15 protein-coding genes are annotated in these 15,258 nt (G+C 67.0%); 12 read left to right on the forward strand and 3 right to left on the reverse strand.

Annotation, left to right across the window (positions count from 1 at the left end):
* The first annotated feature begins 277 nt into the window (after positions 1-277).
* From D3D02_RS15020 to D3D02_RS15040, 5 genes are all read left to right on the forward strand, one after another.
* A complete protein-coding gene (locus tag D3D02_RS15020) occupies positions 278-1,666 on the forward strand; it encodes an ammonium transporter (protein ID WP_394337732.1) in 1,389 nt (462 codons plus the stop codon).
* Positions 1,663-2,031: a P-II family nitrogen regulator gene (locus D3D02_RS15025; protein ID WP_121570809.1), complete on the forward strand. Its 369-nt coding sequence runs from the start codon at positions 1,663-1,665 to the stop codon at positions 2,029-2,031. Before D3D02_RS15020 ends, D3D02_RS15025 begins: the two co-directional genes overlap by 4 nt.
* Positions 2,032-2,094: 63 nt before the next feature.
* The gene (locus D3D02_RS15030) at positions 2,095-2,916 is read left to right on the forward strand and encodes a type II CAAX prenyl endopeptidase Rce1 family protein (protein ID WP_121570810.1); all 822 of its coding nucleotides are present in this window, start codon (positions 2,095-2,097) and stop codon (positions 2,914-2,916) included.
* A 102-nt stretch (positions 2,917-3,018) separates the two neighbouring features.
* Positions 3,019-4,359 carry a glutamate-1-semialdehyde 2,1-aminomutase gene (locus D3D02_RS15035; protein ID WP_121570811.1) on the forward strand — a complete coding sequence of 447 codons (1,341 nt, stop codon included), beginning with the start codon at positions 3,019-3,021 and terminating at the stop codon, positions 4,357-4,359.
* Positions 4,360-4,412: 53 nt separating this feature from the next.
* Positions 4,413-4,961 (forward strand): hypothetical protein, encoded by a 549-nt coding sequence (locus D3D02_RS15040; RefSeq protein ID WP_121570812.1) that lies wholly within the window; start codon positions 4,413-4,415, stop codon positions 4,959-4,961.
* Between the two features lie 31 nt (positions 4,962-4,992).
* Here D3D02_RS15040 and D3D02_RS15045 read toward each other — a convergent pair whose 3' ends face one another.
* The gene (locus D3D02_RS15045; RefSeq protein ID WP_121570813.1) at positions 4,993-5,415 is read right to left on the reverse strand and encodes a hypothetical protein; all 423 of its coding nucleotides are present in this window, start codon (positions 5,413-5,415) and stop codon (positions 4,993-4,995) included.
* 135 nt (positions 5,416-5,550) lie between these two features.
* Between D3D02_RS15045 and hemC the strand changes: the two genes are divergently transcribed.
* The 6 genes from hemC to D3D02_RS15075 all read left to right on the forward strand — a co-directional run bounded on the left by hemC (position 5,551) and on the right by D3D02_RS15075 (position 12,018).
* Positions 5,551-6,666: a hydroxymethylbilane synthase gene (gene hemC, locus D3D02_RS15050; RefSeq protein ID WP_121570824.1), complete on the forward strand. Its 1,116-nt coding sequence runs from the start codon at positions 5,551-5,553 to the stop codon at positions 6,664-6,666.
* 2 nt (positions 6,667-6,668) lie between these two features.
* Entirely contained in the window at positions 6,669-7,529 is an 861-nt protein-coding gene (gene cobA / locus D3D02_RS15055; RefSeq protein WP_394337731.1) for a uroporphyrinogen-III C-methyltransferase, read from the forward strand.
* Positions 7,526-8,287, forward strand: a complete 762-nt coding sequence (locus tag D3D02_RS15060; RefSeq protein ID WP_121570814.1) for a uroporphyrinogen-III synthase — start codon at positions 7,526-7,528, stop codon at positions 8,285-8,287. Before cobA ends, D3D02_RS15060 begins: the two co-directional genes overlap by 4 nt.
* Positions 8,288-8,379: 92 nt before the next feature.
* A complete protein-coding gene (locus D3D02_RS15065) occupies positions 8,380-9,540 on the forward strand; it encodes an MFS transporter (protein ID WP_121570815.1) in 1,161 nt (386 codons plus the stop codon).
* 66 nt (positions 9,541-9,606) lie between these two features.
* Entirely contained in the window at positions 9,607-11,058 is a 1,452-nt protein-coding gene (locus D3D02_RS15070; protein ID WP_121570816.1) for a DHH family phosphoesterase, read from the forward strand.
* Positions 11,059-11,337: 279 nt separating this feature from the next.
* On the forward strand, positions 11,338-12,018 hold the full coding sequence (locus D3D02_RS15075) for an acetoacetate decarboxylase family protein (RefSeq protein ID WP_199723113.1): 681 nt from the start codon (positions 11,338-11,340) through the stop codon (positions 12,016-12,018).
* A gap of 130 nt (positions 12,019-12,148) precedes the next feature.
* Here the strand turns inward: D3D02_RS15075 and D3D02_RS15080 are convergent, their stop codons facing one another.
* The gene (locus D3D02_RS15080; protein WP_121570817.1) at positions 12,149-13,282 is read right to left on the reverse strand and encodes an RNA ligase; all 1,134 of its coding nucleotides are present in this window, start codon (positions 13,280-13,282) and stop codon (positions 12,149-12,151) included.
* 181 nt (positions 13,283-13,463) lie between these two features.
* On the opposite strand from D3D02_RS15080, the gene D3D02_RS15085 reads away from it, so the two are divergent.
* Complete coding sequence (locus tag D3D02_RS15085; protein WP_121570818.1) at positions 13,464-14,156, forward strand: RNA ligase partner protein; 693 nt, start codon at positions 13,464-13,466, stop codon at positions 14,154-14,156.
* Positions 14,157-14,251: 95 nt separating this feature from the next.
* Here D3D02_RS15085 and D3D02_RS15090 read toward each other — a convergent pair whose 3' ends face one another.
* Positions 14,252-15,079, reverse strand: a complete 828-nt coding sequence (locus D3D02_RS15090; protein ID WP_121570819.1) for a hypothetical protein — start codon at positions 15,077-15,079, stop codon at positions 14,252-14,254.
* Positions 15,080-15,258: the final 179 nt, after the last annotated feature.

Genomic DNA, 15,258 nt, shown 5'->3' on the forward strand with positions numbered 1-15,258 from the left:
GGACGCGCGGCAGTTCCGGGGCGACGAATGTCGCAAAGTTAGGCAACATTTGTCTCCTCTCTACCCGAACCAAGTCCTTATATTGTTCTTATATCCTTGTAATCTGGACGAACGAACTTCAAACACGGTATTATTTGAATAAATAAACGGAAATTATTATATCCTCCAAAGTCGGTAGCATCTGACGGGATTCGCGAACGAAGGTTTGCGAATCAGCACAACAGATGTACGATCGTCCAAGTCACGCGGCTGCACCAACCGTGAGTGGTATCGAATGCTGACCAGCGTCCTCCAGTCGGATCTTTCGGCTGTCGTCCAAGGCGTCAACCTCGTGTGGGTCCTGACGGTGACGTTCCTGATCTTCTTCATGCACGCTGGGTTCGCGATGCTCGAAGCGGGACAGGTCCGCTCGAAGAACGTCGCCAACCAGCTCACGAAGAATCTCCTGACCTGGAGCGTCGGCGTCGTCGTGTTCTTCCTCGCGGGTGCGGCGATCTCGACGATCGTCGGCGGGCTGACCGGCGGCGGCTCGTACTCGGTCGCTGGCGCGTTTATGGATCTGTATTCGCCGGCAGCCGGGAACGTCACGGCCTGGGTCGACTGGCTCTTCGGGGCCGTCTTCGCGATGACGGCGGCGACCATCGTCTCCGGCGCCGTCGCGGGGCGCGCGAAGCTCCGCGCGTACGTCACCTACACGATCATACTCGCGGCCGTCATCTACCCTGTCGTCGTCGGCTTCACGTGGGCGGGCGGCTTCCTCTCGGCGCTCGGCTTCCACGACTTCGCCGGTGGCGTGATCGTCCACGCGATGGGCGGCATCGCCGGGCTGACCGCCGCGTGGATCATCGGCCCGCGGGTGAACCGCTTCAACGACGACGGCTCCGTGAACGTCATCCCGGGCCACTCGATGACGTTCGCCGTCCTCGGGACACTCATCCTCGCGTTCGGCTGGTACGGCTTCAACGTCGGTACCTCCGCGTCGCCGCTCGCGCTGACCGAGTCCGGCGGGGTCGCGCTCGGCTCCTTCGAGACGGTCGGTCGCGTCGCGCTCGTGACGACGCTCGGGATGGCGGCCGGCGCGATCGGTGCCGCGGCGGTCGCGACGTACAAGACCGGCAAAGTCGACACGCTCTACGTCGCCAACGGCGTCCTCGCCGGCCTCGTCGGCATCACGTCGATCGCCGATGCGATCGTCTGGCCCGGCGCACTCGTCGTCGGCCTGCTCGCGGGCGCACAGCTCCCGGTCGTCTTCGAGTTCGTCGAGAAGCGCCTGCAGATCGACGACGTCTGTGCGGTCTTCCCGGTCCACGGTTCCGCTGGCGTCCTCGGCGCGCTCGCGTATCCGCTGTTCGCGACGGGCGTCTGGAACGGCTCCGCGTCTTTCGTCGGACTGGCGATCCCGCAGATCGTCGGCGTCGCGGTCATCGCCGGCTGGACGTTCCTCGCCACGGCAGTCGTCTTCGGCGCGTTCCGCGCGGCCGGACAGGCGCGCGTCTCCCGCCAGCACGAACTCGAAGGGCTCGACTCCTCGGAGCACGGCGTCGATACCTATCCGGAGTTCGGCGGCCCCGACGAGTCGGGCGCGCGCGTCGACGGCGGCGTGATCCGCCCGGACGGCGGCGTGACCCAAACCGATTCGGTCGACGACGGAGATGAATCGCTATGAGCGACACAACCACGACCGACAGCGAAATCAAACTCGTGATGGCGTACGTCCGTCCGGACAAACTCTCGGACGTCAAGCAGGCGCTCGCGGAAGTCGGCGCGCCGTCGTTGACGGTCACGAACGTCTCCGGCCGCGGTTCCCAGCCCGCGAAGAAGGGCCAGTGGCGCGGCGAGGAGTACACGGTCGATCTCCACCAGAAAGTGAAAGTCGAGTGCGTCGTCGCCGACATCCCGGCCGACGACGTCGTCGACGCGATCGCCGACGCGGCGCACACCGGCGAGAAGGGTGACGGGAAGGTGTTCGTCCTGCCCGTCGAGTCGGCGCACCAGATCCGCACGGGTAAGTCCGGATCTGACGCCGTATAGCGGTCCGTCCCCGATCGGTGCCGGAGAGAAAGAGCAAAGACGGGCGCTCACCGCACTCCCGGTGTGGAACTGACGCCGGTCACCGCCCTCGGACTCGTCGTCGCGCTCGTCGGCTTCGAGTTACTCGACCGACTTCGCGGCGCCGTCGCCGCAGAGTCGGGCGGACGCGCTGACGACACCCCGTCCGCGCCCCCCGCGGACGCGAGTCCGCTGGCCACCGACCTCCGCGAGCACGTCTGGAAGTGGGTGGTTCCGGGACTCCTGCTGGTGACTGTCGCCCTCGAAGGCAACTCGCTGGCCTCGATCGGCTGGCGGATCGACTCCGTCGAACGGCTCGTCTTCCAGATCGGCGTCGGTCTCGCGGTGATGCTCGGGATGAACATCCTCTTTTCGCCGCTGTGGGCGCGCGTCGGCGACGGCGGCGAGAGCCTCGCGGCCGGTCTCGGGACGTTCGCGTCGCTGTCGGTCCCCGAACGGCTGTTCGTCGCGCTCACCGCGGGCGCGACCGAGGAGACCGCCTTCCACGGTTACGCGCTCGAACGCCTGCTCGCGCTCACCGGGAACGTCCCGCTCTCCGGCGGGATCGCCTTTCTCGCGTTCACGCTCGGTCACACTGGCGACACGTGGGACCGGGACGCCGTCGCCCGAATCGCCCAGCCGGCGCTCGTCACGACGCTGCTGTATCTCTGGTTTCGATCGTTGCCGGTGCTGATCGCCATTCACGCGCTGAACGACGCGGTCGGCCTCCTGCTCGCCGATCGGTTCGTGGTCCCGGAGGACGGTGGCGGCCCGGCCGACGGACGCGACTCTGAGGCGTCAGAACGGGCCGTCTCCGCCGCCGACGGGGACGACTCGGACGCACTCGGGTGGCTCCGCGGCGAGTGAGTGGTCCCCGGTTTCAGACACCGCCTGCTACGAACACTCACGTCTGCCCGACGACTGCGCGAAGCGACAAGGATTTTGGACGCGCCGGTCGAACCGAGGCGTATGAACCACGACGAGTCGCGGGCGCTGTACGACCGCGCGCTGTCGGTGCTCCCCGGCGGCGTCAACTCCTCGGTTCGGGCGACCCGACCGTATCCGTTCTTCATCGAGCGCGGCGACGGCGCACACGTCGTCGACGCCGACGGCAACCGCTACATCGACTACGTGATGGGCTACGGCCCGCTGCTGTACGGCCACGATATGCCCGAGCCAGTTCGCGCCGCTGTCCAGTCCCACGCCGCCGACGGCCCGATGTACGGCGCACCGACGGAGATCGAAGTCGACCTCGCGGAGTTCGTCGCCCGACACGTCCCCTCCGTCGAGATGATCCGCTTCGTCAACTCCGGGACCGAAGCGACCGTCTCGGCTGTTCGCCTGGCTCGCGGTTACACCGGCCGCGACAAGATCGTCGTGATGCAGGGCGGCTACCACGGCGCCCAGGAGTCGACGCTCGTCGAGGGCGGCCCCGAACACGCCGAACCGAGCACGCCCGGCATCCCCTCGTCGTTCGCGGAGCACACGATCCCGGTCCCGTTCAACGACGAGGAGGCGATCGAGCGCGTCTTCGAAGCGCACGGCGAGGAAATCGCCGCGGTCCTGACAGAACCGATTCTCGCCAACACGGGCATCGTCCTGCCCGTGGACGGCTATCTCGAACGCCTCCGCGAACTGACCGCCGCCCACGACTCCCTTTTGATCTTCGACGAGGTCATCACGGGCTTCCGCGTCGGCGGTCTCCAGTGCGCGCAGGGGAAATTCGGCGTCACGCCCGACGTGACGACGTTCGGCAAGATTGTCGGCGGCGGGTTCCCCGTCGGCGCGATCGGCGGCCGCTCGGAGATCATCGAGCACTTCACGCCCGCCGGCGACGTCTTCCAGTCCGGCACCTTCTCGGGACACCCCGTGACGATGGCCGCCGGCTACGAGTACCTCACCTACGCCGCCGAGAACGACGTCTACGAGCACGTGAACCGCCTCGGCGAGCGCCTGCGGGAAGGCATCGCCGAGATCGCTGCCGATCAGGCGCCCGCCTACACGGTCGTCGGTACCGACTCGATGTTCAAGACGGTCTTCACGCGCGACGGCCCCGCCTCGGCCGAGGCCGACGTCTGTGACGCCGGCTGCCGACAGCGCGAGTCGTGCGCGCGGTACGACCACTGTCCGAAGACGGGCGCCGACGTCGCCGACGCCGAGACCGAGCGCTGGGAGCGGATCTTCTGGCAGGAGATGAAAGAGCAGGGCATCTTCCTCACCGCCAATCAGTTCGAATCGCAGTTCGTCTCCTACGCCCACACCGACGAGGACGTCGAGGAGACGCTCGAAGCGTACAAAGAGGCGCTGTAGGTCGTTTCGGCACGGTCCCGGACTTTTTGTAGGATACCGGCGTACGGAGGGGTATGTCGAGCCCTCCACGCGACGAGTCCTCCTCCGGCGACGACACTCCGACGCCGCCGACCGACGAGCCGATGCCCCCGACTGACGAGCAGTCGCGAGAACGCGACGCGTCCTCGTCCGTTGGCGAGCAAGCGCAGGACTTCGACGACCCGATCGGTGATCTCCTCCCGCGCGCGAGCGTCGACTCCCGGTGGTGGTACTGGATCGCCGCGATCCCGCTGTACGTCGTCCTCGGCGGTGTCCTCGCCGTCCTGTTCGTCGGCGCGTTCCTGTTCGATCTGTTCCTCACCGGCGGGATCGCGACGGTCTTCGGGGCGTTCATCGTCCTCCCCGTTTTGGGCCTTCTCGGCCTCGTCCTCACCATCCTGTTCCCGGTCGCGACCTACGTCGACGCGCGAGCGATCGCCGAATCGGACGCGTCGTGGACGCCCGACCCGCTCGTCTGGGGCCTGGCGGCGCTCGCGACGGTCGTCCTGAGCGCGTTCACGCTGAGCGTCGTGCTGGCGCTGTACTACCTCTACAAGCGGCACGTCGCGGTCGGCACGCCCTGAGACCACCCGTCGGTCGCCAGCGTGTCGTCTCTCACCCCGACTCGACCCCGATATACGCCCGGAACCATCGCCACGTTCGCGGGTGCGCGAGCGCGACCCCGACAGCGAGCGCGACGAGCCAGTACGTGAATGTGAGTCCGAACGCGCGCCACGACCCGCCCACGGCGACGACGCGCCCGAGCCCCGAGAAGACGTGTAGCGCGAGGAACGTCACCATCGTCGCGACGCCGACGACGAAGCCGCGGAACAGTTCCCAGGAGGGGTCGTAGTATCGGACGACGGCGACGCCAGCGACCGAGAGAATCGGTGCGTACAGCTCCTGTCCCGGCGGCGACAGCGGCAGTGCCGACGTGACGACGCTCACCGGCGTGAACGCCGAGTTGAGCAGGAACCACAGCACTGCGACGTGGAGGAACTCGCCGAACTCGTCGACGACCCGGGTAGCGAGGGACACGCGAGCCCATTCGGAGCGCCGCAGTGAGTCGGTTTCGGTCCACCGTTCGCGGCGGTCCCGACAGCTCACTCCGCCAGTGACACCTTCGGGACGGAAGTGGTGGCCTTTTCACCTGTGGCCGTCGAGGATTCGGCAATGACTACTCGCGGGACACTCCGACTTGCGACGCGGGGTTCGGACCTGGCGCTCCGGCAGGCAGCCAGCGTCCGAGACTCGCTCTCGGACCGGAAACTGGACGTGGAACTCGTCGAAGTCGAGACGCGCGGCGACCAGATCAGAGACGAACTCATCCACCGACTCGGGAAGACCGGCGCGTTCGTCCGCGCCCTCGACGAGAAGGTCCTCGACGGCGAGGTCGACGCCGCGGTCCACTCGATGAAGGATATGCCGACCGAGCGCCCGCCGGACCTCGTCGTCGCCGGCGTCCCCGAGCGCGCCTCGGCCGTGGATCTGCTCCTCACGACCGACGGGACCGCACTGGAAGACCTGCCCGTCGGGGCCGTCGTCGGGACGTCGTCGCTCCGCCGGAAGGCGCAGATTCTCGCGACGCGTCCGGATCTCGAGGTCGAACCGCTCCGCGGCAACGTCGACACGCGGATCGAGAAGCTCCTCGCGCCCGAGCTACAGGCCGAACACGAACGGCGCGTCGACGCCGACCGCGACGAGAAGGGCAACGCTGCAGAGGCGTCTGCGGAGGGCGAAGAGTACGAATCGGAGTTCGACGAGTCGATCGAGGAGTGGTTCGACGGCCTCGCGGAGATCGAACGCCGCGCGCTCGAACGCGAACTCGACGTCGAGTACGACGCCATCGTCCTCGCGGAGGCCGGCCTGCGGCGCGCGGGCCTGCTCCACCACGTCGAGTACGCGCGCCTCGATCCGGCCTCGTTCGTCCCCGCCCCCGGCCAAGGCGCGATCGCGATCACGGCCCGGGCTGACAGCGACGCGACCGAGAAGATCCGCTCGACGCTCGATCACCCGCGGACGCGCGTCGAGACGACCGTCGAGCGGACGGTGCTTGCCGAACTCGGTGGCGGCTGTATCGCCCCGATCGGCGTCCACGCGAAACTGCAGGGGAAGCACGTCCACACGACCGCTCGCGTCCTCTCCGGCGACGGCGAGGAGGAAGTGCAGGCGAGCCGTGACCTGCCGGTCGACGACCACGCCAACGCGGCGGCCGAGTTCGCCGACGCACTCGCCGAGCGGGGCGCCGACGACCTGATTGCCGAGGCGCGCGAAGCCGCGGAGGAGTGACGATGGAAGACGAGACGACAGCCGACGCGGTCGACGGCGATGCGACGGGCGGCGCTGCGGCAGCCGAATCGGATGCTGACACCGACGTCGGGATGGTCTATCTCGTCGGTAGCGGCCCCGGCGACCCGGAACTACTCACGGTGAAAGCGAAGCGACTCCTCGAAGCGGCCGACGTCGTCCTCCACGACAAGCTTCCCGGCCCGGAGATCATCGAGTCGATCCCCGAGGAGAAACGCGAGGACGTCGGCAAGCGCGCCGGTGGCGAGTGGACGCCCCAGGAGTACACCAACCGCCGACTCGTCGAACTCGCCCGCGAAGGGAAGACCGTCGTCCGGCTGAAGGGCGGCGACCCGTTCGTCTTCGGCCGCGGCGGCGAGGAGATGGAACACCTCGCCGGCGAGGAAATCCCGTTCGAGATCGTCCCCGGAATCACGTCGGCGATCGCCGGCCCCGGAACGGCCGGCATCCCCGTCACGCACCGCGATCACGCCTCGTCGGTCTCGTTCGTCACGGGCCACGAGGACCCGACGAAAGAGGAGTCGGCGGTGAACTGGGAGGCGCTCGCGGCCACGGGCGGCACTATCGTCGTCCTGATGGGCGTCGGGAAACTGCCGGATTACACTACCGCGCTTCGCGACGCCGGGATGCCCCCCGACACGCCCGTGGCGCTCGTCGAGCGGGCGACGCGCCCGGAGATGCGCGTCGCGACCGGAACGCTCGATACGATCGTCGACGTCCGCGACGAGGAGGGGATCGAACCGCCCGCGATCACCGTGATCGGCGCGGTCGCGTCGACGCGTGAGCGCGTCGTCGAGTTCCTGCGGAACCGCACGGGCGACGCCGTCGAGGTGGCCGACGAATGACCCGCGACGTCAGAGTCGCCGTGTTCCGCCCCGACGACGAACGGATGGCCGAGGCCGTCAAACTTCTCGACTCCCTCGGCGCGACTCCGGTTCCCGATCCGATGCTCGCAGTCGAACCGACGGGCGCGGTTCCCGATGGGGCCGACGACACCCCCGATCCGGATATCGTCGTTCTGACGAGCAAGACCGGCGTCGAACTCCTCGCGGATGCGGGCTGGAGTCCGGGCGAGGCGACGCTCGTTTGCATCGGTCCGCGAACTGCTGCCGCCGCTCGCGACGCCGGCTGGACCGTCGACATCGTCCCCGAGGAGTACACTTCGTCGGGCCTCGTCGAGACGCTCGCAGACGAGGTCGACGGCCGCCGCGTCGAGGTCGCGCGCAGCGATCACGGCAGCGACGTCTTACTCGACGGGCTTCGCGACGCGGGCGCGGACGTGCACGAGACGGTTCTGTACCGACTCGTCCGCCCCGAGGGCTCCGGCCAGTCGACGGTGATGGCCGCGGGCGGCGAACTCGACGCCGTCTGTTTCACCTCGTCGCTGACCGTCGCGAACTTCCTCGACGCGGCCGACGAACGCGGCGTCCGAGAGGAGGCCGTCGCCGGCCTGAACCGCGCCGTCGTCGGCGTCATCGGTGACCCGACGCGGGAGACAGCCGAGGGGTACGGCATCCGCGTCGACGTCGTCCCCGAGAACGCGACGTTCGAGGAACTGGCCACCGAGGTCGTCGAAACCGCCGCGCCGACGTACCACGAGTGAGTTAGCACGCCGTCGTGCTGGTATCACTCGCGTCCCCGATCACCGCCGCCGACTCGACAGCGTGAAGTCCGCTGCACTCCGACGACGCGAGCGTGTCGCGTGACTGGCGATCGGTCGGTCTCGTCGCAGGGTGGCAGACGGCCGCGAGTCTCTGCTACTACAGCATTTTCGCCGCGACGGGATTCGTCCGCGAGTCGTTCACGCTTTCTGAGTCACTCGTCGGCCTCTTTCTGACGGCCGCGCTCGTCGGCTACACCGTGACGCTCTTTCCGAGCGGGGCCGCCGTCGACGGCTACGGCGAACGCCCGGTGATGATCGCCGGTCTGCTCGCGCTCGCTGCTGCCGCCGTCGGCGTGTCCTTCGCGCCGACGTACGCGACCGTTCTCGCGGCGGGCGGCGTCCTCGGCGCGGCGTACTCGACGGCGATGCCGGCCTCGAACCGCGGTATCGTCGCGCACGCGCCGGCCGGGCAGACGAACCTCGCGATGGGGCTCAAGCAGGTCGGCGTCACCGCCGGCAGCGCGGCGGCCTCACTCCTCGTCACGGGCGTTGCTGCTGTCCTCGCGTGGCAGGTCGGTTTCTGGGTGATCGCGATCCTGGCTGTGGGCTACGCTGCCCTGTTCGCTGCGCGCTACCGCGGGCAGGAGGGCACTGGAGAGCTCTCGGTCCCGGACGTGACGGGCCTGTTCGAGCAGCGCGCGTACGCTGTCCTCGTCGCGGCCGGTCTGTTTCTCGGAGCGTCCATCTTCACGATGCTCGGGTACATCGTCCTCTACGTGCAGGACGCCGTCGGTGCCAGCGCCGCCATCGGCGGGATCGCGCTCGCGCTCACGCAGATCACGGGGAGCGTCGCCCGCGTCGGCGCGGGTAGTCTCGCCGACCGACTCGGCGGCGCACGGGGTGCCGCCCTCGTCGCGCTCGGCCAACTCGGGCTCGGAACCGCACTGTTCGGAACGCTCGCGTTCGATCCCGGATCGCTCGTCACCGTGCTCGTCCTCTTTGCAGGCCTCGGACTCTCGATCCACGGCTCGACGGGCGTCTTCTACTCGTGTCTCACCGACCTCGCCGACGGCGACGAAGTGGGCGCGGCGACCGCCGGCGGGCAGACCGCGATCAACGTCGGCGGTGTGGTGACGCCGCCGATCTTCGGCTTCCTCGTCGAGACCGGCGGCTACGACGCCGCCTGGGCGCTCCTGGCGCTCACCGCCGGCGCGGCCACGCTTCTCCTGCTGCTCGTCACCCGTCGTACGTGAGCCGCGGCGAGCCACCGCGGCGGCCTGGAGCGCAGATTTAAATCCGAGAGCGCCCCACGCCCGGATATGAGCGCGGACACGACGCCGAGCGCCGAGGGACCGGTCCCCGAACTGCGGGAGCGGGCGGTCGCCTGCGCGGAGCGACTACAGAGTGCCGACCGCGTGCTGCTCGCGTCGCACATCGACGCCGACGGGCTGACGAGCGCAGCCATCGCTGCGACGGCGCTCGAACGTGCTGGGATCCCGTTCGAGACCGTGTTCGCGAAGCAACTCGACGAGCGGGAGGTCGCCCGCATCGCCGCCACCGACTACGACACAGTCCTGTTCACTGACTTCGGAAGCGGTCAGTTGGACCTCGTCGCGCCCTACGCGGCCGACGGCGCGTTCACCCCTGTCGTCGCCGACCACCACCAGCCGGCCGACGTTCCGGCGGGGATCGACGAACCGGCGTTCCACCTCAACCCACTTCTGTTCGGGCTCGACGGCGCGTCGGAACTCTCCGGGGCCGGTGCCAGCTACACGCTCGCGCGCGCACTCGAACCCCCGGAGAGAGACAACCGCGACCTCGCCGGCCTCGCGGTCGTCGGCGCGATCGGCGATATGCAGGGCACCGACGGTGGGCTCTCGGGCGCGAATCAGGGCATCGTCGAGGAGGGCGTCGCCGCCGACGTGCTCGAGGAGGCCACGGACCTCCTCGTCTACGGCCGCCAGACGCGCCCGCTTCCGAAGTTCCTCGAATACGCGAGCGACGTCCGGATTCCGGGGATCACGAACGACGAAAACGGCGCGATCGAGTTCCTCTCGGGACTCGATCTCGATCTGAAAGACGACGGCGAGTGGCGTCGCTGGGTCGATCTGACGATGGACGAACGACAGACCGTCGTGAGCGGCCTCCTGAAACGCGCGATGGCTTCGGGCGTCCCCGCAGATCGGATCGACGACCTCGTCGGGACGACCTACACGCTCACCGACGAGTCGCCCGGAACCGAACTCCGAGACGTAAGCGAGTTCTCGACGCTCCTGAACGCGACCGCACGGTACGAGCGCGCCGACGTCGGCCTCGCGGTGTGTCTGGGCGATCGCGAAGACGCGCTCACCCGTGCACGTAAACTCCTCCGAAACCACCGCCGCAACCTCTCGGAAGGGCTGCAGTGGGTCAAAAACGAGGGGACGACTGTCGAAGACAACGTCCAATGGTTCGACGCTGGCACGCGCATCCGCGAGACGATCGTCGGCATCGTCGCCGGGATGGCCGTCGGAGCCTCCGGCGTCCGCGGCGACATCCCGATTCTCGCGTTCGCGGAGAAGTCCGACGAGGACGTGAAAGTCAGTGCGCGCGGGTCGCACGGACTCGTCCGAAAAGGGCTGGACCTCTCGCGCGTGATGCGCGAGGCCTCACGAGCGGTCGGCGGCGACGGCGGCGGTCACGACGTCGCCGCGGGCGCGACGATCCCGACCGGAACACAGACGGAGTTCGTTGCCGAGGCCGACCGTATCGTCGGCGAGCAACTCTCCTGACCTCGTCGATCTCTCGATTGCATCGCGGTTTTCTCTCGTAGTCCACGTGTCGCTGCCGTTTTCTTTCGACTTGTCGCCGATCTGCCGATTCACCGCGGCGCGCCAACGCATTTCGTATAGCGCCATCTGGTTTACTCTGTGCCGTTTCCGGTCGTGGCAGACGAGTAGTTCACGATAATGCACTTGGCGCTGGTCGACGTCGTCTCAAGTATGTTTGAGACTCTCTCTCGCGACACGAAAAACGAGACTGTCATACTCTCCACGGGCCACCGAGTAGAGTTGCCGCTCGTCACGGAGGCAAGGATGACCGGCGTCGTGCTGTCGGCCGATCCCCTCGCTGCTCGTGCATTGCTTCCGGACGGGCTGACTCCGATTCGACTGACGCCGGGCCGAGCCGGCGTGACGTTCCTGTGCGTCGAGTACCACCAAATCGGACGTCGCGGTGAGATCGAACCGTACAACGAGTTCGGCGTTCTCGTCCCCGCTACTGCTGGCTCGGGTCCACCTCCCTACGCGTCGATTCTCACTCACGGCGTGAGCGGGTACGTCTGGTACCTTCCCGTGACTACCGAACCCGCGAAAGCGCTCGGTGTCGACGTCTGGGGCTACCCGAAGGAAGTCGGAGACATCACCCACGTCGACCGGGGTTCCGAACGCCGAACGACCGTCACGGTGAACGATCAACGCGTTATCGATATAACGATCCCACGGCCGCCGACGTTCGAACAAACCCGGTCGTCGGTGAGCTATACAATCAAAGACGGACGTGTGCTACGGGAAGCGTTGACCCTCGACGGCGACGTCGGATTCTGGCCCTACAGCCGGGTCACGTACTCGCTGGGCGATCATCCCCGAGGGCGACAGCTGAAATCGCTCGATCTCGGTGACCGCGCGCTGCTTCGCTTTGCGGCGGACGCGGAGTTCGTCATCGGTGCCGGAGAGCCGATAGAGAGCCATTGAGGAACGACTTCAACGAGATCGGCGCAAACCGCGGTTCTCGGGCGTTCTAGGTGTTCTTCTCGCTCGTTCGTTAGACGTGCGCGATCTTCGATAAATCCTATGGCGATATACTAAAACGGTTTTCTCGCGCTCACTCGTCGTAGGTACCGCCATCCAGATAATACTGGACGCGGTCGATCGTGGATTCGGCAACTTTGCAGAACTCGACGACGCGGTGGCCTTTCTCCCGGTAATCCGCTTCAACCTCGATCGTCAGCGACTGATCGCGCAGGTGCTCTAGCAGTGCGTCGAGCTCGTCGGCGTCCCCGCGCACACGATGTCGTTCACCGACGGTCTCACCCGCGTCGACATCTCGGATGGTCTCGACGGCCGGGAGGAGGATCGACTCGCCGAGGTCGTGGGCTCGCTCCCGGAGCCGTTCTTCGCTCTCGTCGAACTCGGCGGCCTGAAACGCCTCGCGGGTGATCCGAGAGAAGACGAAATCCCGACCGAGATCGAACGGCAGCGAGAACGCGTACGCGAGTTCGTCGTGGTGCTGACTCTCGGTGGTGTATTTCACCATCGACTCGCTGTCGGCCGTCTTCATCACGACGCCTTCCCGTTCGGCGTCGTCGAGGTCGTCGATGACGGCGTGAATCTGCTCGGGGACTTCCGTTGGCTCGTATCGGCCGAACAGCCGGGGCTGCGGGAAGCCGTACCGCTCGCAGAGATCACGTCGCCCCGAGACCGAGAACGGGTCGCCCGATTCGCGGTCGCGAACGTCGAACACGCGAATCGCGTACGAGTCGACGCCGTCGTAGTCGTGCGTGGAGTACGGCGTCTCGGGACCGATCAGTTCGGCGCACAGCATCTTTTTTGGGTGATTCTCGAAGAAGGGTCCCAGATCGAGCAGTTCTCGCGCTTTCGCAGTCGTGTAGGGACAGACGTATCCACCGCGCGTGAACGCGAGCGGCTCGTCCGAGCCCCCGACGGCCGCGACGCGGACGTTGAACCCGTCGAGTTTCTCCTCGGCGACGACGGTCTCGTCGGTCTCGAAGAACGAGGTGACGCCGGCGTCGAGTGCGAGCACGCGCGGGATGCTCGGATAGCCACGTACGATGGCGTCGTCGCCGAGAATCACGGTCCCGCGCTCGACGCCGTGACGGGAGTCGGGAAGTACGTAGACTGTTTCGCCGCCGACCGTGCGCTGCTCGAAGTGTTCGAACAGTCCAGCGGGATCCGACGCGGTCGAGTCCAGCCGCTCGAAGCACGCGCGTTCGTCCATACGGATACTCCGGGAGATTCGGTGAAAAGAGTCGGCCCGTGGCGCGTCCGATCAACTCTAGTCGGGAGTATCGGAAGTCTCGATAGATTTCGCGCCGGACGATACGGCGAGACTCTCCGAACAGTTACGATACCCCCTAGAGGGGGTGACCTCTTTAGGGTTCACTCACGAAGGGCGAGGTATGCCCGGTGACCTTCCGCGCCAGCAGTTCGTCCTCGACACGTCGCTCTTCATCACCGAGGAGATCCGCCGGGACGACGAGTCGCTGACCGACGCCGTGCTCAGACTGCTCGACCTCGTCGCGACGGCCCGATTGGAACTCAACATCTCCTGTCATATGCCGCCCTCCATTCACGACGAACTCGCGACGATGCTCCGCGACCGCGACGTCGACGACGAGGTATTCTCGCGGCTCGACACGTGGGTCGTCCGCAAGAGCCCCGACCGCTACGGCGTCACTATCCCGGCGAACATCGTCTACGACTTCATCGACGAGATGAGCGACCGGGTGGACCGAGGCCTCCGCGTCTCCGAGAAGGCGCTTCGCGAGGTCGAACAACTCGACCCGGCCAACCTCGCGCAGGGCGACATCGACGACGGCGCGGCGGACTATATGACCGAAGCCGACCGAATCCTCTCGAATATGCGGGACAAGTACCGCAAAGCGCTCCGGCAGGGCGTCCTCGACTCCCGGGAGGACTTCGACCTCCTCGTGCTCGCGCGGGAACTCGACGCCGGCGTCGTCACCGAAGACCGGGGCATCATCTCGTGGGCGGACGAGTTCGGCCTCCGTTACGTCCGCGGCGGGCAGTTCCCGACCTTACTGGAGGAGTACCTTCGGGCGACGGGCGCCGAGGGCTACGCACCCGAGTAGACACCCATCGAACTCCTCTGCGGTGCGCCCTCGGTCGTTGGGAACCGCTCTCGGATCTGAGAGGAGATGTACACCTCGACGCGGCTACGTCACAGTCACCTGGTAATCTCGCGGTAGAACGACACCGAGAACACGGTGAAGAACCCGCCGAACAGCGTTCCGAGGACGACGATCAACGCGGTGGCCCCGGCGAGGCCAGCGATCGATGCTGACGTCTGCGGTGCGGCCGCTGCCATCCCCGGTCCCATCGCCGAACTCGACGTCGTGCTCGGCGTGAGGAGGAACGAACTGACGGCGAAGACGCTCCCGAGGAGGCCACCGACCACGCCCGCGAGCATCGTGTACCCGAACGTGCTCAGGAGGTTCCCGCGGACGACCGCGACGCTTCGCTTGAGGCCGTCGACGGCGCCTCTGTCTTCGAGGACGATCGCCTGCCCGTAGAACTGGACGAAGAAGACGATCAGCAGGTACGCCAGCAACGCCACGGCGACCACTACGCCGATCACGGCGATCGCAGCGAGACTTGCGCTCTGGAAGCCGCCGCTCCCGAGGAACAGCACGCCGCCGGCGATGCTCGCGGCGAATCCGAACATCCCGAACACGAAGTTGACCGCGACGAGGACGAGATACGCGATCAGGATCGCGACGTAGTACTGCTTACCGGCAGCGACGAACGTGCCGAGCGCCGTTCGGCCGCCGAGAGCCTCGTCAGCCATCGCGAACAGTCCGCCCTGTACGAACGGCATCGCGGCGACGAACACGAGCGACAGCGCCGCGGAGGCGACGCTCGCGAGCAGCGGATTGACCGACTGGAGGAGCAGTATCGGGAACTGTACGATCATCAGTGCGAGTATCGGTACGAAGAGCACCGGATTTCGGAGGAGGGCGCCGGGGCTCTGTCGGAGGGCTGTCAGGACGGCCATACGAGGGTACAGTTCTCCGCACCCGCACAAAAAGTCTGGCGTGGTCGCCGTCGGCAGTGTTCAGATAAGGTCGAAGGACGAGGCGGACGTGAGTTCTTGGTGCCTATGCCAAAACCCACCCGCCTCATCGAAGCTAGCGACTTCCCGGAGTTAGAATTTGTGGAGCGAGAGGCGACACC

Origin of the sequence: Halobellus sp. Atlit-38R (genome assembly GCF_003665925.1) — an archaeon.
GTDB classification, from domain to species: Archaea; Halobacteriota; Halobacteria; order Halobacteriales; family Haloferacaceae; genus Haloquadratum; species Haloquadratum inordinatus.

What these genes read in the sequence shown, in the direction of transcription:
- D3D02_RS15025 (WP_121570809.1), top strand. Translation starts at nt 1,663, where the DNA reads ATGAGCGACACAACCACGACCGACAGCGAAATCAAACTCGTGATGGCG.
- D3D02_RS15035 (WP_121570811.1), top strand. Translation starts at nt 3,019, where the DNA reads ATGAACCACGACGAGTCGCGGGCGCTGTACGACCGCGCGCTGTCGGTG.
- D3D02_RS15040 (WP_121570812.1), top strand. Translation starts at nt 4,413, where the DNA reads ATGTCGAGCCCTCCACGCGACGAGTCCTCCTCCGGCGACGACACTCCG.
- hemC (WP_121570824.1), top strand. Translation starts at nt 5,551, where the DNA reads ATGACTACTCGCGGGACACTCCGACTTGCGACGCGGGGTTCGGACCTG.
- cobA (WP_394337731.1), top strand. Translation starts at nt 6,669, where the DNA reads ATGGAAGACGAGACGACAGCCGACGCGGTCGACGGCGATGCGACGGGC.
- D3D02_RS15060 (WP_121570814.1), top strand. Translation starts at nt 7,526, where the DNA reads ATGACCCGCGACGTCAGAGTCGCCGTGTTCCGCCCCGACGACGAACGG.
- D3D02_RS15070 (WP_121570816.1), top strand. Translation starts at nt 9,607, where the DNA reads ATGAGCGCGGACACGACGCCGAGCGCCGAGGGACCGGTCCCCGAACTG.
- D3D02_RS15080 (WP_121570817.1), bottom strand. Translation starts at nt 13,282, where the DNA reads ATGGACGAACGCGCGTGCTTCGAGCGGCTGGACTCGACCGCGTCGGAT.
- D3D02_RS15085 (WP_121570818.1), top strand. Translation starts at nt 13,464, where the DNA reads ATGCCCGGTGACCTTCCGCGCCAGCAGTTCGTCCTCGACACGTCGCTC.
- D3D02_RS15090 (WP_121570819.1), bottom strand. Translation starts at nt 15,079, where the DNA reads ATGGCCGTCCTGACAGCCCTCCGACAGAGCCCCGGCGCCCTCCTCCGA.